At 41.7% G+C, this 23,512-nt stretch carries 26 protein-coding genes; 17 read left to right on the top strand and 9 right to left on the bottom strand.

The features are described 5' to 3' along the window. Positions 1–116: 116 nt before the first annotated feature. A complete protein-coding gene (gene hag, locus BK049_RS02250) occupies positions 117–938 on the top strand; it encodes a flagellin Hag (RefSeq protein WP_025207195.1) in 822 nt (273 codons plus the stop codon). Positions 939–969: 31 nt separating this feature from the next. On the opposite strand, the gene BK049_RS02245 is transcribed toward hag, so the two are convergent. Then, a complete protein-coding gene (locus BK049_RS02245) occupies positions 970–2,439 on the bottom strand; it encodes an NAD(P)/FAD-dependent oxidoreductase (protein WP_071167758.1) in 1,470 nt (489 codons plus the stop codon). A 200-nt stretch (positions 2,440–2,639) separates the two neighbouring features. On the opposite strand from BK049_RS02245, the gene BK049_RS02240 reads away from it, so the two are divergent. Next, positions 2,640–3,464: a methyl-accepting chemotaxis protein gene (locus BK049_RS02240; RefSeq protein WP_071167757.1), complete on the top strand. Its 825-nt coding sequence runs from the start codon at positions 2,640–2,642 to the stop codon at positions 3,462–3,464. A gap of 39 nt (positions 3,465–3,503) precedes the next feature. Here the strand turns inward: BK049_RS02240 and BK049_RS02235 are convergent, their stop codons facing one another. Further along, the gene (locus BK049_RS02235) at positions 3,504–3,875 is read right to left on the bottom strand and encodes a DUF5412 domain-containing protein (protein ID WP_071167756.1); all 372 of its coding nucleotides are present in this window, start codon (positions 3,873–3,875) and stop codon (positions 3,504–3,506) included. 245 nt (positions 3,876–4,120) lie between these two features. Here BK049_RS02235 and BK049_RS02230 point away from each other — a divergent pair, with 245 nt between their 5' ends. Next, positions 4,121–4,744, top strand: coding sequence for a poly-gamma-glutamate hydrolase family protein (locus BK049_RS02230; protein WP_071167755.1), 624 nt, complete (start codon positions 4,121–4,123; stop codon positions 4,742–4,744). Here BK049_RS02230 and BK049_RS02225 read toward each other — a convergent pair. Next, positions 4,735–5,319: an ImmA/IrrE family metallo-endopeptidase gene (locus BK049_RS02225; RefSeq protein WP_071167754.1), complete on the bottom strand. Its 585-nt coding sequence runs from the start codon at positions 5,317–5,319 to the stop codon at positions 4,735–4,737. The two genes, BK049_RS02230 and BK049_RS02225, sit on opposite strands and share 10 nt — an antisense overlap. A 299-nt stretch (positions 5,320–5,618) precedes the next feature. Between BK049_RS02225 and BK049_RS02220 the strand changes: the two genes are divergently transcribed. After that, positions 5,619–6,518 (top strand): N-acetylmuramoyl-L-alanine amidase, encoded by a 900-nt coding sequence (locus BK049_RS02220; RefSeq protein WP_008358855.1) that lies wholly within the window; start codon positions 5,619–5,621, stop codon positions 6,516–6,518. Here BK049_RS02220 and BK049_RS19935 read toward each other — a convergent pair. The 6 genes from BK049_RS19935 to BK049_RS02195 form a co-directional block, all read right to left on the bottom strand. Beyond that, positions 6,507–6,638, bottom strand: coding sequence for a hypothetical protein (locus BK049_RS19935; RefSeq protein ID WP_008358857.1), 132 nt, complete (start codon positions 6,636–6,638; stop codon positions 6,507–6,509). The genes BK049_RS02220 and BK049_RS19935 overlap by 12 nt on opposite strands. Positions 6,639–6,737: 99 nt before the next feature. Next, positions 6,738–6,908, bottom strand: a complete 171-nt coding sequence (locus tag BK049_RS02215; protein ID WP_008358858.1) for a type II toxin-antitoxin system SpoIISB family antitoxin — start codon at positions 6,906–6,908, stop codon at positions 6,738–6,740. Beyond that, positions 6,883–7,653 (bottom strand): type II toxin-antitoxin system SpoIISA family toxin, encoded by a 771-nt coding sequence (locus tag BK049_RS02210; protein WP_008358861.1) that lies wholly within the window; start codon positions 7,651–7,653, stop codon positions 6,883–6,885. Before BK049_RS02210 ends, BK049_RS02215 begins: the two co-directional genes overlap by 26 nt. A gap of 341 nt (positions 7,654–7,994) precedes the next feature. Further along, positions 7,995–8,993: an inorganic phosphate transporter gene (locus BK049_RS02205; RefSeq protein ID WP_008358863.1), complete on the bottom strand. Its 999-nt coding sequence runs from the start codon at positions 8,991–8,993 to the stop codon at positions 7,995–7,997. Between the two features lie 15 nt (positions 8,994–9,008). Next, complete coding sequence (locus BK049_RS02200; RefSeq protein WP_008358866.1) at positions 9,009–9,626, bottom strand: DUF47 domain-containing protein; 618 nt, start codon at positions 9,624–9,626, stop codon at positions 9,009–9,011. Between the two features lie 197 nt (positions 9,627–9,823). After that, the gene (locus BK049_RS02195) at positions 9,824–10,282 is read right to left on the bottom strand and encodes an ASCH domain-containing protein (protein WP_071167753.1); all 459 of its coding nucleotides are present in this window, start codon (positions 10,280–10,282) and stop codon (positions 9,824–9,826) included. Between the two features lie 227 nt (positions 10,283–10,509). Between BK049_RS02195 and ggt the strand changes: the two genes are divergently transcribed. The 13 genes from ggt to BK049_RS02130 all read left to right on the top strand — a co-directional run bounded on the left by ggt (position 10,510) and on the right by BK049_RS02130 (position 23,504). Next, entirely contained in the window at positions 10,510–12,264 is a 1,755-nt protein-coding gene (gene ggt, locus BK049_RS02190) for a gamma-glutamyltransferase (protein WP_008358871.1), read from the top strand. A gap of 259 nt (positions 12,265–12,523) precedes the next feature. After that, entirely contained in the window at positions 12,524–13,555 is a 1,032-nt protein-coding gene (locus BK049_RS02185; protein ID WP_008358873.1) for a sulfate ABC transporter substrate-binding protein, read from the top strand. An 11-nt stretch (positions 13,556–13,566) separates the two neighbouring features. Next, positions 13,567–14,412 carry a sulfate ABC transporter permease subunit CysT gene (cysT, locus tag BK049_RS02180; protein ID WP_071167752.1) on the top strand — a complete coding sequence of 282 codons (846 nt, stop codon included), beginning with the start codon at positions 13,567–13,569 and terminating at the stop codon, positions 14,410–14,412. Between the two features lie 5 nt (positions 14,413–14,417). Beyond that, positions 14,418–15,287, top strand: coding sequence for a sulfate ABC transporter permease subunit CysW (gene cysW, locus BK049_RS02175; RefSeq protein WP_008358879.1), 870 nt, complete (start codon positions 14,418–14,420; stop codon positions 15,285–15,287). Positions 15,288–15,302: 15 nt separating this feature from the next. Further along, complete coding sequence (locus BK049_RS02170) at positions 15,303–16,034, top strand: sulfate/molybdate ABC transporter ATP-binding protein (RefSeq protein WP_008358881.1); 732 nt, start codon at positions 15,303–15,305, stop codon at positions 16,032–16,034. Between the two features lie 239 nt (positions 16,035–16,273). Next, positions 16,274–16,741, top strand: coding sequence for a PTS sugar transporter subunit IIA (locus BK049_RS02165; protein ID WP_008358883.1), 468 nt, complete (start codon positions 16,274–16,276; stop codon positions 16,739–16,741). 43 nt (positions 16,742–16,784) lie between these two features. Further along, positions 16,785–18,158: a PTS galactitol transporter subunit IIC gene (locus tag BK049_RS02160; RefSeq protein WP_071167751.1), complete on the top strand. Its 1,374-nt coding sequence runs from the start codon at positions 16,785–16,787 to the stop codon at positions 18,156–18,158. 19 nt (positions 18,159–18,177) lie between these two features. Beyond that, positions 18,178–18,456 (top strand): PTS sugar transporter subunit IIB, encoded by a 279-nt coding sequence (locus BK049_RS02155; RefSeq protein WP_008358887.1) that lies wholly within the window; start codon positions 18,178–18,180, stop codon positions 18,454–18,456. 62 nt (positions 18,457–18,518) lie between these two features. Then, positions 18,519–18,965: a hypothetical protein gene (locus BK049_RS02150; RefSeq protein ID WP_071167750.1), complete on the top strand. Its 447-nt coding sequence runs from the start codon at positions 18,519–18,521 to the stop codon at positions 18,963–18,965. Next, positions 18,962–19,993, top strand: a complete 1,032-nt coding sequence (locus tag BK049_RS02145) for an alcohol dehydrogenase catalytic domain-containing protein (RefSeq protein WP_071167749.1) — start codon at positions 18,962–18,964, stop codon at positions 19,991–19,993. Before BK049_RS02150 ends, BK049_RS02145 begins: the two co-directional genes overlap by 4 nt. Positions 19,994–20,168: 175 nt before the next feature. Continuing rightward, positions 20,169–21,152, top strand: a complete 984-nt coding sequence (locus BK049_RS02140) for a thiamine pyrophosphate-dependent dehydrogenase E1 component subunit alpha (protein WP_071167748.1) — start codon at positions 20,169–20,171, stop codon at positions 21,150–21,152. A gap of 31 nt (positions 21,153–21,183) precedes the next feature. After that, positions 21,184–22,164, top strand: coding sequence for an alpha-ketoacid dehydrogenase subunit beta (locus BK049_RS02135; protein WP_071169174.1), 981 nt, complete (start codon positions 21,184–21,186; stop codon positions 22,162–22,164). Between the two features lie 17 nt (positions 22,165–22,181). Beyond that, positions 22,182–23,504 (top strand): dihydrolipoamide acetyltransferase family protein, encoded by a 1,323-nt coding sequence (locus BK049_RS02130; protein WP_071167747.1) that lies wholly within the window; start codon positions 22,182–22,184, stop codon positions 23,502–23,504. Positions 23,505–23,512 lie beyond the last annotated feature (8 nt).

Genomic DNA, 23,512 nt, shown 5'->3' with positions numbered 1-23,512 from the left:
TTAAACATATTCCATTAAGGTTCGATAAATGGATTGTAAGGCTTACAAAAAAATTCTAATTCAGAACTTTTGGACATGGATGTCTAATTGGTTCAAACACATGGAGGTCATTTAATATGAGAATTAACCACAATATCGCAGCACTTAACACACTAAACCGTTTGTCTGCAAACAATGGGGCAGGACAAAAGAACATGGAGAAGCTTTCTTCTGGACTTCGTATCAACCGTGCAGGAGATGACGCAGCAGGTCTTGCAATTTCTGAAAAAATGCGTGGACAAATCCGCGGATTAGAAATGGCATCTAAAAACGCACAAGATGGTATTTCTCTTATTCAAACAGCTGAAGGTGCATTAACTGAAACTCATGCGATTCTTCAACGTATGCGTGAATTGACAGTTCAAGCAGGTAACGTTGGTACACAGCAGACTGAGGATTTAACGGCGATTCAAGAAGAACTTACTGCTTTGGTTGATGAAATTGATGGGATTTCTCAGCGTACAGCATTTAACGGAAAGAATCTATTAGATGGTAGTGTAGAGGATGGATTCCAATTCCAAATTGGAGCGAACATTGAGCAAAATATCAACGTAAAGATCGGCAAAATGGACGCTGAAACATTGACTGTCAAAGATATTAAAGTGAATGAAGATGGTTTTGACTTTGACGTTGAAGTAGCAAAAATCGATGCGGCAATCGGAGCAGTATCTAAACAACGTTCAGCACTTGGTGCAGTCCAAAACCGTCTAGAGCACACAATCAACAACCTTGGCGCTTCTGCTGAAAACTTAACAGCTGCTGAGTCTCGTATTCGTGACGTTGACATGGCAAAAGAAATGAGTGAGTTCACGAAGAACAACATTCTTTCTCAAGCGTCTCAAGCCATGCTTGCTCAAGCAAACCAACAGCCACAAAACGTACTTCAATTATTACGTTAATCGAAAAGCCCTTTAGGGGGCTTTTTTTATGTCAATTTGATTTCAGCAACTGGTGTAAATGAAAGTCAGGAACAGCTTCATGGAAGAAAGCTCGATTGAATTCATCATTCTCTTGATCCCACCTCTGCCACCAGCGGGCGATTTCACCAGTGACGTCAGCTTGAATCATGTCTTGCAGCTGCTCTAGGTTGATGATTTTTCTCGGTTCTATTAAGAAAGAATGCATACTGTGATATGCCTGAAGACGTTCAGGCTGTTTTGTTTGAATGGTATATTGTACATAATGATTTAAAAATTCTTGTACAAATGTCAAATGGGGAATAGGTTTTCCTTTTAACTCGACTCCTTCCCATGCCATATCAGCAATTGCACAAAGCCACCAGCCAAGTTCATTGGCATGCTGCATTTGTTGTAAAGTGTTTCTTTCGAAAGAAAAAGACTTATTTTCTTGTGTTTGTTTGAGCATACGCTCAAGTATGTGTGCTTCAAGCGCTGCTTTTGTCATTCCCTGCCCATGAATGGGATCTAATGTACACAAGGCATCACCCATGACCAATAAACCACTTGGCCAATCTTCCATTTGTTCATAGTGGTTTCTCACACAAGCCGGTACTCTAAATCCTTTTGGCTTCGTATAGGGAATTAAATGAGTGATGGCTTCTGCTATAGAAGGGTGGGTGAGTGCAGCGGTCTCTAAATCAAACTGATCCGCGTCCGTTGACGGATAATGTGAGCCGCCAGCTGCCGAGAGAAGAACAGCTGCTAAATCTTGATCTACTCGTTCAAACAGTCCTGTTGGAATCCGCTTATCTGGCTGTCCAACTACGACCATTGGTTCCAGATTCGGTGCCTCAGGTGGTATTTGGTAGTATCTTGTGCTATACCCAAGAGACACGTTTAACTCATCTGTCTGCGGCAAGGTCAGTCCTGCGCTTTTCAACCATTTTGGCAATTTAGACATTCTTCCAGACGTATCTATGACTAAGTCTGCTTTCATTTCATGAATAATTCCTGGTTTTACGCTCCGGTCTTTGACCTGTATTCCTATGACTTGATTCGTTTCTTCCTCAAATTGAAGGGAGATCGCTTCATGTTTTTCTAAAAACTGAACACGTTCCTCACGTAACATTCTTTGCATGAGCACCCACTCTAACATGGCGCGTCTCGTAACAGCGGTTTCTTCTGTATCGGTGAGCGCTAATTCTCCATTTTTAGTAATAAATCGAGATGTTTGATGCAGTGTGTTGAACCCGCCCATTTCAAGTAACTCTTTTGTATAACCGGGAAATAAGCGTTCAAATATTTGCTTGCCTAATGGCAGCATTCTATGTGGATGAAAGGCTTGAGGGGTGCCATGACGATTCTCAGGAGAGTCTGGCAGTTCATCCTTTTCAATGATCAATACTTGAACATAAAACGTTGATAAAACCTTCGCAGCGAGCATTCCTGTCATGCCTCCACCAATGACAATTGCCCGCTCATACTTCATGGATTGTGTCACAACATGCGCCTCCAATGAATACGTAAAATGGTTACATGACCATTTCATCATATGTTGATTCTTTAATTATAGCAAATTTGCGTTTTTTTGAATACAGAAAGGAAATGACATACTTTTTACTCGTAAATATGAAATTTTTTTAAAAAACAGTGATTAAATCAAGAGTAAAGACCGATAAAAATAGTAAGGGGGTAGGTAGAGTGGATATACTACAGAGCATTGTAACAGCAGCACCATATATGATGAAAATATTAAAGAATGAAGTGACGATTGGTATCATTGATCGAGAGAAATTTTTGCTGTATTTGCCATCGAAAGATATTGATTTTCAAATACGTGCAGGAGACCCTATTAAACCAGATGATCAGAATATGAAAAAAGCGCTAAGAGGTGAAACATCAAGTATGTTTGTACCTGAATCGGTGTATGGGACGCCATTAAATGCAATGGGTTTGCCGATTTTTGATGAAAATCAACAAGTCATCGGCGCACTTGCTTTAGGTTTTCCGCTCAAAAATCAATTAGAACTGGAAGCGTATATGCAGTCATTGAATGAGATCATTCAAAGTATTCAAGAAAAGGTACATGTGGTGGCGGCGCATTCAGAGGAGCTCTCTGCTACAAGTGAGGAAATGACCTTACAAACGCAGCAAACACTTGAAAGCTCGAAAAAGACATCAGATATTACAAAAATGATCAAAGGCATCTCTAAACAAACAAGTCTGCTAGGATTGAATGCGTCAATTGAGGCAGCTCGAGCAGGAAAAGAGGGTGCTGGTTTTAGTGTTGTAGCAAGTGAGGTTCAGAAGCTATCAAGTGAAACCTCACGTGCAACAGAAAACATTGAAAGCTCGTTGCAAGGGATTTCCTCTAATATACATACATTACTTGAGAGTATGGACCATATGAAAGGATCATCTTCAGAACAAGCTTTACTTGTGACGGAGTTTAGAGAAATTGTCGATCGATTGACTATGGTTAGCAAAGAAATGAAAGAATTTATGCAAAAGGTGATGTCAACGTAAAAAACGAATCCATAAAGGGTTCGTTTTTTTGATGGCTCGTTATTTTCTGTTTTTCTTGTCAAAGCGATAATCGTATGTTTCACCTTTGACAACGTTTAAAAACTCATGTCCAATTTGAACTAGCTGTGCATTTTTCCATTGGATAAGAGGATCTTTATCAGGGTACTTCCAGTAGATTGTTTTCTTGCGATGGGTTCGTTTGTTTTCAATTTCTGCTCTTACTGCATTCTCCTTTAGCTTTCCTCCACTATGTCGATAAGTGTTAATGACATAGGTTCCATCGGGTGATGACATAGAGCGGATGAATGTTCCATGAGACACGCCTTGAAGAGAGAAGCATTTCCAGTAAATGATTCCAGCGAAGCTAATACATAAGATCATAAGGATGATGGTGGTTTTCTTTTTAAACATGAATTCCTCCAGATATAGGTCGCAATATTTCTAATATATGAGAGAGAATACAACAAGATTCATATAGTCCGAAAGTTCCATTCATTTCAATTATCGGTTATTTTTTCTCGGAATTCAACAGCATAGCCGTAAAAATAAGGAAAATTTAAGGATGCTTTCATAAGGGATAGATGCTTCGAAAACACTTTACAAAAGAATTTGGGATCAGTAGACTTATGCTCATATAGAGGAATGGGGCAGATGAAATGAATCAAATCATAGATACGTATCAAAATTATGAAGAGCTTTCCGCTCATGAAAGAAAAGGGGTGGATTATCAGATTCTTCATGAACGGAAGGGGGACCAGCTTCTGGTCTTGTCACCTCATGCCGGAGGAATTGAATCTGGTGTGAGTGAGCTCATATACGAATTAGCAAGTGATTATTCTATGTATTTATTCGAGGGTCTTAAAGTGAAAGGCAATCATGTCCTTCATATTACGAGCACTCGTTTTGATGAGCCGATTTGTCTTTCACAAGTGCATACACACCATTATACGTTTGCGCTTCACGGCTATGGAGAAACAGACGTGCTTCAAACATTAGTTGGCGGTACTGACAGAGAAAAAGCTGCGGAAACCGTGAGGCGTCTCACAGAAAATGGCTTTCATGCATTGCTTTTATCTGAATCTGATCGTTTTTCTGGAACTCATCCGCAAAATATTAATAATCAATGCCTCACAGGAAAAAGCGTACAAATTGAAATCAGCCAAGCTCAGAGAAGAGCATTCTTTCAAGACTTTAGAAGGAGTCGTCGGCGCGATACACAAAACGAACAATTTTATCAATACACAAATGTACTGAAACAAGTGCTGCGCCTCTATGAATAAACCTCTGATGTCTCGTGTGCTGCCTCCTTTGTTTGATACACGATTTCTTTTTCTGCGACCTTGTCCGCTCTCATTAAATAAGAAGTAAATTCTTTTTGAAATCGAATGCCTGCTCTTCGCTGTTCAAATAGGGCAAGCCGTTTTTCAGCAAAAGCCCACGTGACATGAAATGTTTGGGCGATTTGCAAAGTGGCTTGCTGCCTAAGGTTTGGAAGCTTCATTTGCAGCAGCATAAAAGTTGGAACACAAAAGTGATACATGAATTGTTTTGCTTGAAACTCTTGCAATTCTCGAAAGAGCTTGTGCATTTTGAAGTGATTCCCTGTATGCTTCAGCACATGACAAAGCTCATGGGCAAAATCCTGCCACTGTTCTTCTGGTGATAAGGCTCTGTTTAAAATAATACTGTAGAGACCTTGATGTTTGACCATCATGCTGCCAGTATCCTCGTAGTGTACCCATACATGAAATTCAGCTGCGATCCTATGCATGTCTACATAGGCAGGACCGCTTATTTGCAGTTGAGCGTATAACCGTTTAATATCTTCTTCTAAATGGGTTAAAAAATAAGTCATGTAAAAACCTCCATGCAAACGTATGTTCTATTTTTGCCGTAAAAGAAAAGTCCATATAGGACTAAATGGCTAATAAAGCTATCGCTTACTTTTTATATCGGCTTGTTTTTAACAATTTTAACATAAAATCAAGGAGAATTGGAAGTATTTCCTGTTTTTTTGTTCTCTGCTGTGATAAAACGTCGATTGAATTCAAATTTTACCATAGACTTTTCACGAAAACAAACAAATTTGTCTTACGTTTGCCACCGATTGATGAGCAAGATCAAACATCAATTTAGCAAAAAGGAGTGCAAAGCATGGTACAAATTTATCAAGATTTTATTCCAGTTGGAAACGGAAATCGTCCAGGATACGCCATGACACCGGTGTATGTGACTGTGCATAACACAGCCAATACATCAAAGGGGGCTGACGCAAAAAGTCATGCGGCATATGTCAAACGTTCAACGACAGAGGTGAGCTGGCATTTTACAGTGGATGACCATGAAATTTTTCAGCATCTGCCTTTAAATGAAAATGGCTGGCATGCTGGGGATGGACATGGAGATGGTAATCGGAAATCTATTGGAATTGAAATTTGTGAAAATGAAGATGGAAACTTTCAGCAAGCTGTCAAACATGCCCAATGGCTCATTCAAAAGCTATTAAAAGAACATCATATTCCACTAGCCAATGTGGTCACGCATCAGCATTGGTCAGGAAAAACATGTCCACGCCTGCTGCTGGCTACATGGGATGAATTTAAAAAAGGAATCGAGACTGCAGGTGATCCGGAGACGGTCTTGACGTATGTCGTCAAAAGCGGAGATACGTTAACGAGTATTGCAAAAGCACATGGTGTCACGGTTAGTGATTTGCAGAAATGGAATAACATTAGTGATCCGAACATGATTCGAGTTGGACAGGTTCTCAACATTTATCGAACAGAGGAAAAGCTTACGTACGAACTGCCGGATGGGGTGTTAAAGGTAACATCGCCTCTGACGAAGGGGGAGCATGTACGTCTCGTCCAAAAAGCGCTGGCTGCTTTGTACTTTTATCCTGATAAAACAGCTGTAGATAAAGGAATTGATGGCGTTTATGGGGAAAAAACAGCCAATGCCGTCGCGCGTTTTCAGCTGGTGAATGGTCTGACAAGTGATGGGGTATACGGCCCAAAAACAAAGGAGAAGCTGCTTAAACTGTTAAATCAGTGAGTTTTTCTTTTTGGCTGCTTGAATAACGGCTTCACTTTTTTCATGTAATCGGCTGACGTAGGGGGATGGCTGAAATTCAGCAAACTGAACATATCTCAATTGTTTGATTTTCTTTTTCATGTTGGCACCTCAATCGTTGCAGCAGTTGATTTTATTGTATGCAAGTAGATGTGAAAATGGAATTAGGACGCGGATGAAGTTCCGCGTCCTTTAGTGTGATCAAGCTTTTTTATTTTTATACTCATCTAAGAGCTGTTCATTCTTTTTGAAAATACGCTCAGTATGGGGACTTACCTTGTAATCAGCCATACTAATATGGCGCTTCTTCTTTAAAATCTTAAAAGGGTTTTTCTTGCGATTGTTATTATCCCCTTGAAGTGCGTGGTCCATCTTCATCACCTTCCTCTTCGTCAGGCAAGATTAGGTCATAAATCGTTGTAAGTGAAGTCATTAATAAATAGTCGAATTCAGTGACAATCTCCTCAGAGGTCAGCTTGATCACATAGTGTGCATCTGCTACTGAAAAAGGGATGAGCACCAATTTGCCAAAATCATCGTAATATACTTCCTGTCTGTCAAGCTTTGCTTGAATGAGCGCTCTTTGATCAAGTGTCCTCAGCAGGTCATCCTTTTGCTCCTGCGTATTATATGGACAAAGAACGGCTTGGATATTCATTTTTTCTGCAAAAGAATAGATCAGTCGTTCAATTCCCTCTATATATGCTTCTATACTTCCATAATATACATGGATCGGTTCGTTTTTCAATAGGTATTGGTACGTTTTTAGTTTATTAAGGTAAGAATGAAGAAGATCGTTATTTTGTTCAAGGAGTTGATGAGTGTCCGTCTCAAGTTCATGATTTCCGAGTTTTTTAATATAAGAGCTGAGGAAAATGAAGGCATCAGTTAATGCGAAAAAAACAGCAATAATCAGGTAATGCATCCAATCGGTGAAGATTGAAGAAGGGTCATTCGTCCAGTACACAACGGCACCCGCTACATAAATCCAATACCACGTTTTACGAATGGCAAACATCTTTTCTTTTACTTTTTGCTCAAAGCGCCATACCGCAAATACATACACAGCAAGAGCACCAAGCAATAACCAAACAGTTAATTGAAAAAATAATAGCATGTTCTTCTCTCCCATAGACAGATGAATACTTATTTACTTCTATGGATATGTTTGGAAACCCTGCTTCATGAAAAAACTGTCTATCAGAAAAGGAGCAGACAAATAAAAAAAGACCTGTTAGACAGGTCTTTCAGCGTGTAGACAAACCCTCGCATTCTCCCGCAGTCCTGCGTGCCGGTGCTCACGAATGTCAAATTCGCTCCGCGCCGGTACTCGTCCTTCCTAGACTGCAAAGGTTTTCATGTCACGCTGAAAAGAAGACAAAGGGCTAAAATAAAGATCATTTTAGCCCTTTGTCAACAATCTGAAAAGACCTGTTAGACAGGTCTTTGACATTTACATTAGAGAATCGCGTTTAATACAAAGTATACAAGAGCACCTAGTGTCCCTGAAATCGGTAAAGTAATGACCCAGGTGACAAGCATACGTTTTGCTGTACCCCAGTTCACACCTTTTACTCTGTGCGCAGAACCTACGCCTAGAATAGAAGAGGAGATAACGTGTGTTGTACTAACTGGTAAATGGATAAACGTTGCACCGAAAATAATCGCTGCACCAGTTAAGTCCGCTGATACTCCGTTTACTGGACGAATTTTCATGATTTTTCCGCCGACTGTTTTTATAATCTTCCAGCCGCCAACAGAAGTACCAAGTCCCATTGCAAGTGCACAAGAGAATTGTACCCAGAATGGAATGTCGTCTGTTGTATGAAGATTAGCTGCAATTAAAGCCATCGTGATAATCCCCATTGCTTTTTGCGCATCGTTTGTACCATGGGTATACGATTGAAGTGCAGCAGTTAAAATTTGAACACGTCGGAATTGTTTATTTGTTTTTGCAAGATTGTTGTCTCTGAATATGATTTTAATAATGGTATACACGATATATCCCAATACAAAAGCCAGGATAGGTGAAAGCAAAAGTGCTTGAATGATTTTAATGAATCCCGAATAGTTTAAAGCGCTAAACCCTGCAGAGGCAATAACGGCCCCCGCAATTGAACCGATCAGTGCGTGTGAAGAACTACTCGGAATCCCGTAATACCAAGTAAGCAAGTTCCAAGTAATGGCCGCGATTAAAGCAGCCAAAATGACAACAGAACCGTTTTGAAGTGTAAATGGATCTGCGATGTCCTTTGTAATGGACTTTGCCACACCTGTAAATGTCATTGCTCCTATGAAGTTCATGAACGCTGCCATGATAATAGCATGTCTAGGCTTTAAAGCCTTCGTTGAAACAGAAGTAGCAATGGCATTTGCTGTATCGTGGAATCCGTTAATGAAATCAAAAGCAAGTGCACAAATAACAATAAGTATGGTGAGGATAAGTAAAATGTCCATGTTTAACTAACCCCGTTACGCATTCTTCATAATGATTGTTTCTAGATTGTTGGCAACACTTTGACAGGAATCAGCGATTTCTTCAAGTGTTTCGTATATTTCTTTGTATTGAATGACCTTAATTGGATCTGTTTCTTTTCCAAACAAGTTCTTTAGTGATTTACGATGAAGATTGTCACAATTATGTTCAATCTCTTTGATCTTGATTGCGTGCGGATGAATATCTTTCAAGCGATTATCAGCCAGTAATTCAATTGTGGTTAAAATTTCTTTCGCGCATTCTCTGATGTAGTGGCTGAATTTGTCGATATGTTCGTCAGAGCTTGTAATTGAATAAATTTCTAACGTTGCTGAAAAATGCTCAATTCCATCTAAAACATCATCGAGACTATTCGTCAATTGAAGAATGTCTTCACGTTCAATCGGTGTAATAAAGGCTTTATTCAGCTCTTTGATCATGGTATGAACATGATGATCACCTTTTGTCTCATATTCCTTCAATGTGTCAGAAAATTCTTTCAGAGTGGTTTGATTTGTTACTTTATAGCTAACAAAATACTCAGCAGTTTCATCTAAATTTTTAGCAATCTCCGTTAACAAGACGGAAAACTTGTCTTTTTTCCTTTTTAACATGTAAAAACCCTCCATTGTATAAATGAGACAATGCACACATCAAATAATTATATATTCTTTTGTCGAAAAAAAACAGGTGTAGTCGAAAATTTCTTCACTTTTTCTATTTGATCTTATTCTGACCTAAAGATGACATCTCAACACACCTTTTTCAAAAAGGGAAAAAAGGTGGCTTGTATTCGGCGCCGCTTAAAGCGTTACGAAGCTGAATAAATCAATTTGAAACGTTCGCACACAAGCAGCATATCCTCTTGAAAATCTAATTCATACGGTTTAAGTGCTTCTGTGAAGAATTCTTTATGGACTCTGTACCAATAGTCATAGGATAGATCCCCTTCACCTTCTGCTCTTGCGAATGTTTCAGGGACTTTGTTCATTGGCATCACATCTACAGCTGTGATCTCGATGATGGCTTTTGGTTCTTCCTGACTGTCGAGAATGATTGCGTATTGTCCAGCCTGTGGAAGCGACTCCTGCTCTTTTTCGTAAAAAATATGTCCTGAACAAGTGGCTGTTTTTTTCCCTTGCTGTACAAGCTCAAGCAAGTGATCTGGATCTGCGCCAAATGCCCAAGCGGAAACAGAGGCGTGATCAGGGGCTTTTCCTGATTTTTCTTCCCAATAAGACTCCCAAAATAATGTGCTTTTGTGGTTCATTCTTTTTCCCCCTTTGTGATGAGATTATTATATCGTGGAGTTTCACGATTGGAAATGATATGCCTTTATTCCTACATATTGCGCATGTCATATGATTTGGAAAAATGTATTTCGTTTAGCGAATATAGGATGATAGGATGAAAATTTTTGAAATTTTAGAATAATCTATTGTATTCTGGTCAAGAAGTCGGTAAGGTCAAAGTAAGAATATGGAAGGGGTGTTGTTCGTGAAACGCATTTCTCTAACTGTTTTGTCCATATGTCTGTTTGTTTTCTCGTTTTTCCTGCCGGTCAGCCAAGTCACTGCAAATGAAACTCATGGGAATAAAGTAGCTGTTGGTAAAGATGGAATGGTGGCTACTGCTCATCCGCTGGCATCGGAAATTGGTGCTGATGTGTTGAAAAAAGGTGGGAACGCAGTGGATGCTGCAGTAGCCATCCAATATGCACTGAACGTCACAGAGCCAATGATGTCTGGAATTGGCGGCGGAGGATTTATGATGGTGTATGATGGTAAGACAAAAGAAACATCCATCATCAATAGTAGAGAACGAGCACCACAGGGCGCAACACCTGACATGTTTTTAACAGATGAAGGGAAAGTGATTCCATTTGCTGAGCGGTCCACACATGGGAATGCTGTTGGTGTTCCTGGGACAGTAAAAGGTCTCGAAGCGGCTTTAGATAAGTGGGGTACTCGTTCTATGAAGGAATTGATTGAGCCTTCCATTCAGCTTGCAGAGGATGGATTTGAAATTGATTCTGTTCTGGCAAAAGCGATTGATGATCACCAAGGGAAATTGAAAAAAACGGCCGCAGCGCCAATTTTCCTTCCAAATGATCAGCCGCTCGAAGAAGGAGACCTGCTTGTCCAGCCAGGTCTTGCAAAAACATTTAAACTCATTGCAAAAAAAGGAAGCAAAGCGTTTTATGAAGGAAAAGTAGCAAAAGCACTTGCACATACAGTCCAAGATTTTGGTGGTACGATGACTTCACAAGACATCAAACGTTATGAGGTCGAGACTGACAAGCCAATCTGGGGAGACTATAAAGGATACCAGCTTGCAAGCATGCCTCCACCAAGCTCGGGCGGGGTGTTTATGCTACAAATACTCAAAATACTTGACCACTTTAACCTATCTCAGTATGACCCCAAATCATTCGAAAAATATCATCTGCTTGCTGAAACGATGCACCTCTCCTATGCTGACCGCGCGGCATATGCCGGCGACCCCGAATTCGTAGATGTTCCACTAAAAGGACTATTAGACGACGACTACATTTCAGAAAGAGCCTCTCTCATTCAATTAGATCAAATGAATCGCGACCCGAAAGAAGGAGATCCTTGGGCATATGAGGATGAAAAAAATCCATCCCCAATTGTTCCTCAGCCAGAAGATAAAACCATTGGTGAGACGACCCATTTTACTGTTGCAGATCAGTGGGGAAATGTTGTGTCATTCACAACAACCATTGAACAGTTATTTGGTACAGGGATTCTCGTCCCAGAGTATGGATTTTTCTTAAACAATGAACTAACTGATTTTGATGCAAGACCTGGCGGCGCAAATGAAGTGCAGCCGAATAAACGACCATTATCAAGTATGACACCGACGATCATATTTAAAGATGGAGAGCCTGTTATGACTGTTGGATCACCTGGAGGAACTACCATTATTGCTTCTGTTTCACAAACCATCCTGAATTTGCTTGAATATGACATGGAGCTTCAGGATGCGGTGGAAGAGCCAAGAATTTATACAAACAGCTTAACTTCTTACCGGTATGAAGTAGGTGTCCCTCTCGATGTGAGAACAAAGCTAAATGATTTGGGTCATCAGTTTGGCAGTTCACCTATTGATATAGGAAATGTGCAAGCTTTACTGATTGATCGAAAAGCAGGTACATTTACTGGAGTAGCTGACTCAACGAGAAACGGAACCGCTGTTGGTGTCAATTTAAAGCTGTCTGCAGATCAATAACATTTCCCGGGAAAAGAAGCGCCTCATGATGAGGGCGTTTCTTTTTGCTTGAATAAAAATAAAAACACAGTTGACACCTGTGAATAGTTTGAATAATATATAGACTAACATCAATCATACATAGCTGATCGGACAACCGAAGGCTCTTGGCATTGAAGTACAGGACTACTATGTTCTTCAATTGCTGAGGGCCTTTTTTGCGTATGGAACTTAAAACGGCAAGGTTGGTGTCACATTATTTGAAGGGGAGAGGGATAACGTGAAAAAGTGGAAATGGGTCTTTATCGTGACCACCCTATTCATCATCACGAGTGCTGCATGCTCAAATGCAAATGAAGCCTCAAATCAAAAGGGAAAGATTGAGCTGTTAAATGTGTCATATGATCCTACACGTGAATTGTATCAAGAATACAATCAAGCATTTCAGACTTATTGGAAGGACAAAACCGGTGAGGATGTGACGATTCAGCAGTCTCACGGAGGATCAGGTAAGCAGGGGAGATCCATTATTGATGGACTGGAGGCAGATGTGGCCACACTTGCTCTTGGGTATGACATTGATGCGATTGCAGATCGTGGACTGCTTTCAAAGGATTGGCAAAAGGAATTTCCAAACCAGTCTACACCCTATACGTCTACCATTGTATTTCTTGTGAAAAAAGGGAATCCAAAGAACATCAAAGACTGGGATGACTTAATTAAGCCAGGCGTGTCCATTATTACGCCTAATCCAAAAACGTCAGGCGGTGCAAGATGGAATTATTTAGCCGCATGGGCATATGCCGATAAAACCTTTCATGGAGATGAAGAAAAAACAAAGGATTTTGTGAAAAAGTTATATGAACATGTTGAGGTCCTTGATTCAGGTGCCCGTGGAGCCACCACTACCTTTGTTGAACGCGGCCTTGGTGATGTGTTAATTGCATGGGAAAATGAAGCGTATTTGACGCTGCATGAATTAGGCAAAGACAAATTTGAGATTGTCAGTCCTTCCATTAGTATTCTAGCAGAGCCGCCCGTTGCTGTTGTCGATCAAAATGTGAAACGAAAAGGAACTGAGAAAGTGGCAAAGGCTTATCTGGATTATTTGTATTCTAAAAAAGGGCAGGAAATTGCAGCGAAAAACTATTACCGGCCTAGAAATCAAGAAGTGTTAAACAAATATAAAGACCAGTTTAAAGAGATTGATATGGTGACAATTGATGAAGCCTTTGGCGGTTGGCGAAAGGCGCAGAAAAGATTTTTTGATGATGGCGGATTATTTGATCAAATATATAGCGGACAAAAATAGGGGGCGACGTGATGAAGAAAGCACATGCTGCCGCCAATAAAAGAAAACGTGTATTGCCTGGATTCGGGCTGAGTCTCGGGGTGACACTTGTCTATGTAAGTGCGATTGTCGTGATTCCTTTATCTATGGTATTTATTTGGACGGCTTCATTAGGAGCAGAAGGCATTTGGAACGTCTTTAGTGATGCGCGGGTGCTAAAGTCACTGCAGCTGACGGTTACGACTTCTTTTGCAGCTGCACTCATCAATGCAGGATTCGGTGTACTGATCGCATGGGTTCTCGCGCGGTACTCGTTTCCAGGAAAGAAAATTTTGGATGCATTCATTGACTTGCCGTTTGCACTACCAACGGCAGTTGCTGGTATTGCTCTGACAACTCTTTATTCTCCGAATGGGTGGATCGGTCAATTTTTGCATATGAAGGTGGCGTACACCCCTTTGGGGATTATTTTGGCACTAATTTTTATTGGCATTCCATTTGTCATTAGAACGGTTCAGCCGGTCATAGAGGGGCTTCAGCAGGAGGTGGAAGAGGCTGCGGCCATTCTTGGTGCAACAAGGAAACAGACCTTTTTTCATATACTTTTGCCGGCATTGTTTCCAGCGGTGATGACAGGATTTTCTCTTGCATTTGCAAGAGCCCTCGGTGAATATGGCTCCGTTGTGTTTATTGCTGGAAATATTCCGTTTAAGACTGAAATTACACCACTGATGATCATGTCAAAGCTTGAGCAGTATGATTACCATGGTGCAGCAGCGATTGCTTGTTTGATGCTGCTCCTATCTTTTTTCATCCTGTTATTGATTCATGGTGTGCAGTGGTATGTAGAGCGGAAAAAACAAGTGGAAGTGAGGTGAGTTGATTGGAGAGAGAGCTTAGTAAACAGCAACACATCAAATTTAAAAGCCCTGTGACCGAATCAAAAGCGGTGAAGATCATTTTTGTTGCCATTGTGTATGCCTTTTTGCTGTTGTTTTTACTCATGCCGCTGATTGCCGTGTTTTCAAAGGCTTTTGAGAAAGGGTGGAATTCTTATCTTTTTGCCATTTCACATCCAGATACACTCGCAGCCATTAAATTGACGGTCTTCATTGTGGTCGTCACCTTGCCGCTTCAAATCATTTTTGGGGTTAGTGCTGCATGGCTCATCACAAAATTTAACTTTCGCGGAAAACGGCTGTTAACGACTGTGATCGACCTCCCGTTTGCTGTATCACCTGTTATTGCCGGACTTGTATTTGTGCTTTTATTTGGTTCGAATGGACTGTTAGGACCATGGCTTTTAGCAAACGGATGGAAAGTGATTTACTCTGTGCCAGGCATGATTCTTGCGACCATCTTCGTCACATTTCCTTTTATTGCAAGAGAGTTAATTCCGTTTATGCAAACGGAAGGCATTCATGAGGAGGAAGCATCGCTTACGCTTGGTGCGAACGGGTGGAAGACCTTTTTTCTTGTGACACTTCCGAATATCAAATGGGCCCTTTTTTATGGCGTCATTTTAGCAGGGGCAAGGGCAATTGGTGAGTTTGGTGCAGTGTCGGTTGTTTCAGGTCATATTCGCGGGATGACGAATACGATGCCGCTTCATATAGAAATTTTATACAACGAGTATCAATTTCAAGCTGCTTTTGCCGTAGCTTCGCTCATGGCGTTTGTGGCGGTCATCACATTAATCATCAAACAAATCATTCAGCAGATGGATCACCGGCTTGGCAAGCGTTCAAAATAAATGGAGGGATTAGCCTTGGGGATTACAGCGAAACAAATTTCAAAACGGTTTGGTCAAACGAAGGTCCTGCAAGACGTAGACTTATCAATCGGAAGTGGCGAATTGATTTCTTTATTAGGACCATCGGGATCAGGTAAGACGACTTTATTAAGAATTATTGCAGGCCTTGATTATGCAAATAACGGACAGATTTTATTTGGAGAACAGGATTATACACATATTCCAGTACGGAAGCGGCAGATCGGGTTTGTGTTTCAGCAATATGCTCTTTTTCGAAATATGACGGTATTTGATAATGTTGCATATGGTCTTAAGGTGAAGCCTAGAGGAGAAAGGCTGTCTAAAAAAGACATCAAAGAGCGGGTGCAAGAGCTTCTGAAAGTCGTTCAGTTAACGCAGTATGAGCACCGTTATCCAGAGCAGCTATCAGGCGGACAGAAGCAGCGTGTAGCACTCGCGCGTGCACTTGCCGTCAAACCGAAGGCCCTTCTATTAGATGAACCTTTTGGCGCCTTGGATACAAAGGTAAGAAAAGAATTGAGACATTGGCTGAAAAAAGTTCATCAAGAATTTCAAATGACCACGATTTTTGTCACACATGATCAAGAGGAGGCGTTTGATATTGCTGATCGTGTTGTAGTAATGAATGAAGGCAGAATTGAAAAGATCGGCACAAAGCAAGAAATGGCTGAGCAGACAGACAACCTTTTTGTATCTGAATTTTTAGATATTGGAAGCCATATTTAACAGGAGGATTAGAAGATTTGAAGAAGAGGATGCAGCCATGTCTGCGTCTTTTTTTATAAAAATTTTCCTAGGAACATTGACTTATAATTTCGAATATTATAATATCTTTACAAAGGTAACAGTATTGAACATTTTAAATAACATATATTTGTAAGTGCTTTAAAAAAGGTTCTGTTTTAAAATGTTTTTTCTGTTTGTTACATGTGTTCATGATCATACCAAATGAAAGAGGTGGTTGTTTGAACAGCTTATTTGAGTTAGATAAGCAGCTGATTGAGCTGCAGTACGAAGCGTCGTCTAGAGAGGAGGTGACCACATATTTAGCAAAACGGTTAGAAGCTGAAGGATATATTAAATCAAGCTTTTTACCAGCAGTGCTAGAAAGAGAAAAAACATATCCTACTGGCCTGCCCCTTGCGACCTTTGGCGTGGCAATTCCCCATACAGACCCTGAACATGTGCACAAACCGGCGATCAGTGTTGCGACTTTAAAGGAACCTGTCATTTTTCATAAGATGGGAAGCCCTGATGAGACAGTCCAAGCCAAAATAGTATTCGTCCTTGCAATCTCTGAACCTAGTAAGCAGCTTGTGATGTTGGAGAAACTCATGACACTTTTTCGCAAGGAAGAAGTGATGAGCAGGCTTTCTCATCTGACATCGTATGAAGAAGCCGTTGATTTACTTCAACAAGAATTAAATCAATAGAAAAATGTAAGCGCTTTATCTGAAAAATTCAGGAGGTGGATGTATGATCAAGCAAGCCGTCGATTTTATATTAGACCTTGGACCAACTATTATGCTCCCAATTATTATGACGATTTTCGGTGTAATTTTAAGGCAAGGCTTTAAAAAATCCTTCCGAGCAGGTATTACAATTGGAATTGGCTTTGTCGGGGTCAATCTTGTCATTAATTTACTTGTGAGCGGTCTTGGACCAGCAGCAAAAGCCATGGTCAACTCTCTTGGGTTAAAGCTCGATATTTTGGATGTTGGCTGGCCGATTGGGGCCGCCATTTCATTTGGTACACCTGTTGCTCCTTTGATGATTCCTCTTGTGCTTTTATTAAATGTCATCTTGTTGTCCGTTAATTTCACGAAAACACTGAATGTGGATATTTGGAATTTCTGGCATTTGATTTTCGCAGCCTCTGTTACTTACTATGCTTATCATAATATGTTCTTGGCCCTTGCCGTTGGCTTGATCGTCTCTGCGATAACGCTTAAATTAGCCGACTGGACGGCGCCGACAATTGAACACCATTTCGGCTTAAAAGGTGTATCCATGGCTCATGCTGAAACGGTCAACTTCGCGCCGCTTATGTATGCGTCAAACCGCGTCATTGATAAAATCCCTGGTTTAAACAAAATTCATGCTGATCCAGAAACATTGAAAAAACGCTTTGGCATTTTTGGTGAACCGCTTGTGATGGGTCTTATACTTGGTATCATTATTGGTCTTCTTGGCGGCTATGACGCGAAAGGTGTCATGACCCTTGGGATTCAAATGGCGGCAGTTCTTGTGTTAATGCCAAGAATGGTTGCTTTATTAATGGAAGGACTCATTCCAATCTCGGAGGGCGCTCGTTCTTATATTCAAAAGCGTTTCCCTGGGAAAAACGTCTATATTGGCTTAGATACAGCGATTGTCATTGGTCATCCAGCCAATATGGCTGTCGCTCTGTTGATGGTGCCGATCACCATTTTGCTCGCAGTTGTGCTTCCTTACAATGGTATGCTGCCGTTTGCCGACTTATCGGTTCTGCCATTTACAGTTGTATGGGCAGTAGCAGCCGCTCGTGGAAATATTATTCGCGGTCTCATTAACAGTATTTTTACATTGATGATCGTCTTCTTTATCGCAACGAATCTCGCACCACTTGCGACAACAATGGGGAAAGCCGTCGGTTTTGATTTCCCAGAAGGGGCCAACATGATTTCTGGTATTGATCTTGGTTCTCACGTCATTCCTTGGATCATGGTGAGACTTCTTGATCCGAGCAACCCTTACTTCATTGCAGCGATTGTTAGTGCACTGGCTTATGCGCTTCTTTGGTACTGGGTGCGAAATGATATTAAAAAGCAGTATGCAAAAGAAATGGGTTTAGATCAGAAAGAACAATAAACGAGCTGGAGGGATTCTGATGGCTAAAAAAATATTGGTATCGTGCGGAACAGCAGTTGCGACGTCAACGGTGGTGGCGAAAAAGGTAGAAGAGACGTTAAAGGAAAAAGGGTACGATGTCGTCGTTGAACAATGTAAGGCATCTGAGGTTCCGCAAAAAGCGGAGGGCGCTGATTTAATTGTGACGACAACGCCTGTGAGTGATACAAAAGGGACGCCTGTGATTCAAACGTTATCCTTTTTAACCGGATTTGGCATTGAAGAAGATATTGAAAAAATTATCGATCATATTAAGTAAACGATGTGTGCGTGGAGGAGCTGTCATGGCTCCTTCCATGTCATTTGAAAGGAGGAGCGCTCATGCAGCAGCATGCTTACAGCCGTACGTCTGCGATGTTTTCTATTTTTCTTCCGGCTTTGTTAATATGTCTGTTTTTTCTGTGGTCTCTTTATACGTTATTGTCATCAGGACCTGAACCATTAGCTGTGTTAGGTGTTTATACGCTGCCTATCCTGATGCTATCTAGCATCACGGGACTGAATCAGCCAACGAATGTCATCATTAGTGAAGATGAGCTGAAAATAGGTGCTTTTGGCAGATGGCACACATATGCTGTTTCCGATATTAAAGGAAAACTGTTTTTAAAGCCATATCCGCATATTGGGAAAGTCTATGTCAGAGTGGGACCGGCGCGAATATTCGGCGGACGCTACTGGATTTCAAGTGAGATGAGTGAATACAAGCAGCTTGTTCAAACCTTACAGGATTTTGCGAAGTGCGATGAAAAGGAGGATGCAGCAATATGAAATCAGCTGTCTTTTATTCTTCAGAGGACATTCGTTATGAGGAGCGGAAGCGGCCTGTCATTGATGATGATGAAGTGTTGTTAAGGATGCGTGCGTGCGGCTTATGCGGGACGGACATTTACAAAGCGACACATGAGACGGTACCTCCTGGGACGGTGCTGGGACATGAAATTGCTGGTGATATTGTCGAAACGGGCCGTCACGTCACACATGTTCAAAAGGGAGACAGGGTGTATGTAGCGCATCATGTCCCTTGCTTCACCTGTGACTTTTGTCAAAAAGGATTTTATACCATGTGCCCGCAATTTGCAGCAACAAATGTAGAGCCGGGCGGGTTTTCAGAATATATTCGTGTTCCTGCTTTACATGTCAAGCATACAATGGGCAAGCTCCCGCATGATGTTTCATATGAACAAGGGGCGATGGTCGAACCGGTCGCCTGTTGTCTGCACGGATTTGAACGAGCGCCTGTTCATCCAGGAGATTCTGTCTTGATTCTTGGAGCGGGGCAAATTGGCTGTATCCAATTACAGCTCGCCAAATATTATTTGGCTGGAAAAGTGATGATCACGGATGTGAATGAAAACCGGCTGCTCCAAGCGAGAAATTTAGGTGCAGACGTCGCTTTTCACCCAGCATCTGATCCAGTAGAAAACCGGGTTATGAAAGAAACCGATGGAAAGGGAGCAGATCTTGTGATCATTTCTGTTGGGAGCAGTGCACTCTTAAAAGAGGCGTTTCAAGCTGTAGCGCGAGGCGGGACGATTTTAGTGTTTGCTCATTTTCCGAAGGGGGATGTCTCCATTCCGGCTGAGCGGTTTTTCCATGATGAAGTGAAAGTAGTGGGAGCTTATTCTTCGCACCCATATCACTATCGTGAAGCGCTTGAGCTGCTGAAGGCGAAGGTGGTTCACACAGAAAAGATGGTGACGCACCGTTATCCGTTAAGTCAGCTGCTGCAGGCGATAGAATGTGCAAGGCATCCAGAAGGTGAGAGCGTCAAAATCATGATGTATCCTGATGAATGAGAATGCACGAGATGGAGAGAAAGAGAAGGTCTTTGGGAAAGGGCTTTCTCTTTTTTTTCTGACAAATGGTGAAAACGCTTAAAAAATAAACGGAAATGCTTGACTTCAATGAGAGTTAAACGTATGATAATTACAAATGTAACATACAAGAACAAATGTAAAGGGGAGAGAAGAAATGCAAAAACAAATCACTTTGCCTGAACAGATTAGTCATGAGAAATTAGCAGATTTATATAAACAAATGTGGTTAGTGAGATATTTTGATGAGAAGGTCGATCAGTTTTTTGCAAAAGGATTAATCCACGGAACAACCCATTTATGTGTTGGACAGGAAGCGTCGGCAGTTGGATCTATTGCTGTGTTAAAGGATGAAGATAAGATTGTTAGCACACACCGCGGACATGGTCACTGTATTGCAAAAGGTGCAGAGGTCAATAAAATGATGGCTGAGCTGTTTGGACGTGAAACCGGCTATTGCAAAGGAAAAGGCGGCTCAATGCATATTGCCGACTTAGAAAAAGGGAACCTTGGGGCTAATGGAATTGTTGGCGGAGGAATTCCGCTTGCAACGGGCGCAGCGCTCACTTCTAAAATGAAGCAGGAAGGCTTTGTTGTCCTTTGTTTCTTCGGAGATGGTGCGACAAATGAAGGCAGCTTCCATGAAGCGCTAAACCTTGCATCTATTTGGGATTTACCTGTTGTGTTCATTTGTGAAAACAACCAATACGGCATGTCTGGCCCAGTGAAAGAAATGATCAAAATCGAAGACATTTCAACAAGAGCCGTGAGTTACGGAATGCCAGGAAAAACGGTCGATGGAAATGACATGGTCGAGATCATGAATACAGTAGATGAAGCTGTGAGCCGAGCAAGAGCTGGAGAAGGGCCATCACTTATTGAAATGAAAACGTATCGGTGGAAGGGTCACTCAAAGAGTGATGCGAAAAAATACCGTACACGTGAAGAAGAGACAGAATGGAGACAAAAAGATGGAATTAAACGCTTTAAGTCTCTCTTGATTGATCTCAATGTTTTGACAGAAGAACAGGCTGCTATTTTACAAGAAGAAGCGAAGCAGGAGATTGAGGCATCTGTTGAATTTGCGAAAAACAGTAAAGAACCGTCAATTGACACACTATTAGAGGATGTATACGCCTAATTAGGAGGGGAATCACGTGACAAAAACAACAGTGAGAGAGATTTCATATTTAGAAGCCGTTCGAGAAGCTATGAGTCAGGAAATGAGAGAAAACCAGGATGTTTTCATTTTAGGTGAGGATATCGGCGTATACGGTGGCGCATTTGGCGTCACGCGCGGCATGATTGAAGAATTTGGTCCAGAGCGCGTACGCAATACACCAATTTCAGAGGCTGCCATCGCAGGGGGCGCAGTCGGAGCGGCTTTGACAGGCATGCGTCCAATTTTAGAACTTCAATTCTCTGACTTTATTACGATCGCAATGGATCAGCTTGTCAACCAAGCAGCCAAAACACGTTACATGTTTGGCGGAAAAGGGAAGGTGCCGCTAGTTGTGAGAACACCAGCAGGCTCTGGAACAGGTGCCGCAGCGCAGCACTCACAAAGTTTAGAAGCGTGGATGGCTCATATCCCAGGACTAAAGGTTGTCCAGCCTTCAACGGCTTATGATGCAAAAGGACTTTTAAAAGCGGCAATAGATGATGACAACCCTGTCATTTTCTACGAGCATAAGCTTTTATATAAAACAATCGGTGAAGTGCCAGAAGAGCAGTATTCGATTCCTTTAGGGAAAGCGGATGTGAAAAGAAGCGGGAAGGACGTCACGATTGTAGCAACAGCCATTATGGTGCACAAAGCTTTGGAAGCGGCGAAGGAATTAGAAGCAGAAGGAATTGATGTCGAAATCATCGACCCAAGAACACTTGTCCCTTTAGATGAGGAAACGATTATCGAATCTGTGAAGAAAACGGGCAAATGTATCGTGGTTCATGAGGCAGTGAAACGAGGTGGCTACGGCGGAGAGATTGCGAGTATGATAGCGGAAAGTGACGCCTTCGACTATTTAGATGCACCTATTAAACGACTTGGCGGTCTTCCAGTACCAATACCTTATAATCCAACGCTGGAAAAAGCAGTCATTCCACAAGTACCAGATATTATTGAAGCAGCAAAAGAGCTCGTGCGCTCTTAAATAAAGGGGAGAAGATCATGCCAAAAGAGATATTTATGCCGAAGCTGAGCAGTACGATGGAGGTCGGCACCTTGCTTCAATGGTTTAAAGAAGAAGGAGATTCGGTTGAAATCGGTGAGCCTCTTTTTGAAATTATGACAGACAAGATTAATATCGAAGTTGAAGCCTACGATGATGGCATTTTTTTAAAGAAATACTATGAAGCAGATGATCAAATTCCGGTCAATGCTGTCATTGGGTATATCGGAGAGGCAAATGAACAGGTGCCGAGTGAGCCGCCTGCACAGGCAGATGAAGCATCCCCTGATGACAGCGGGGCATCATCACAATCTGTTTCATCTGTTTCTGCTGAAGTTGAACCAGCAACTGATGAGAAAGTACGTGCAACGCCTGCGGCGAGAAAAACGGCAAAAGATCACCATGTGGCGATTCACGAGGTATCTGGCACAGGTCCAAAAGGCAGAATTCAAAAACGGGATGTCGAAGCGGTCCTTCATACGAGCGAGAAAGGCCAGCGCATATCACCACTTGCAGGAAAAGTGGCTGCTCGTGAAGGGATCGACTTAGCAAATGTGGCTGGTTCTGGCGCTCACGGGAAAATCATGAAGAGTGATGTGAAAGCAGCAGGGGCACAAAAAGCAGACGCTGCTCCAGTGAAAACACAAAAATTAGCGGGTATGAGAAAAGTGATCGCAGATCGCATGTCTCAAAGTGCCTTTACAGCGCCGCACGTCACGTTAACAAGTGAAATCGATATGACAAAAGCGAAAGAAGTGCGCAAGCAGCTATTGCCAGCGATTGAAAAAGAGACAGGCTACAGATTATCGTTTACTGAAATCATCATTCATGCGGTTAGCAGTGTTCTCACGCGCCACCCGCAAATCAATATGACGTTTGAACAAAATGAGCTCCATTTCCATGAGGATGTGCACATTGGTCTTGCTGTTGCTGTGAAAGACGGCTTAATGGTTCCAGTTATTTCTCATGCGAATCAAAAAGGGCTAAAACAGCTGACAAAAGAGGCAAAAGAAATCGGCCAAAACGCACGTGATCAAAAACTGCTGCCAGATCAGCTGAAAGGGTCCACATTTACCATTAGTAACTTAGGTATGTATGCCATTGATACCTTTACCCCAATCATTAACCAGCCAGAAGTGGCGATTTTAGGTGTTGGACGTATTCAAGAAAAACCTGTAGTGGTAGATGGAGAAATTCAGGTGCGGCCAATGATGGGCGTCAGCTTATCATTTGATCACCGCGTGGTAGATGGTGCACCAGCGGCTGCCTTTTTAACAGACCTCAAAAAAGTGCTTGAACAACCATTTGAATTGCTAATGTAGGAGATGAA

The sequence above is a fragment of the Bacillus xiamenensis genome (assembly GCF_001857925.1).
Lineage (GTDB): Bacteria > Bacillota > Bacilli > Bacillales > Bacillaceae > Bacillus > Bacillus xiamenensis.
Note: the sequence above shows the minus strand (reverse complement) of the source record. Positions and strands in the feature narration are given on the sequence as shown.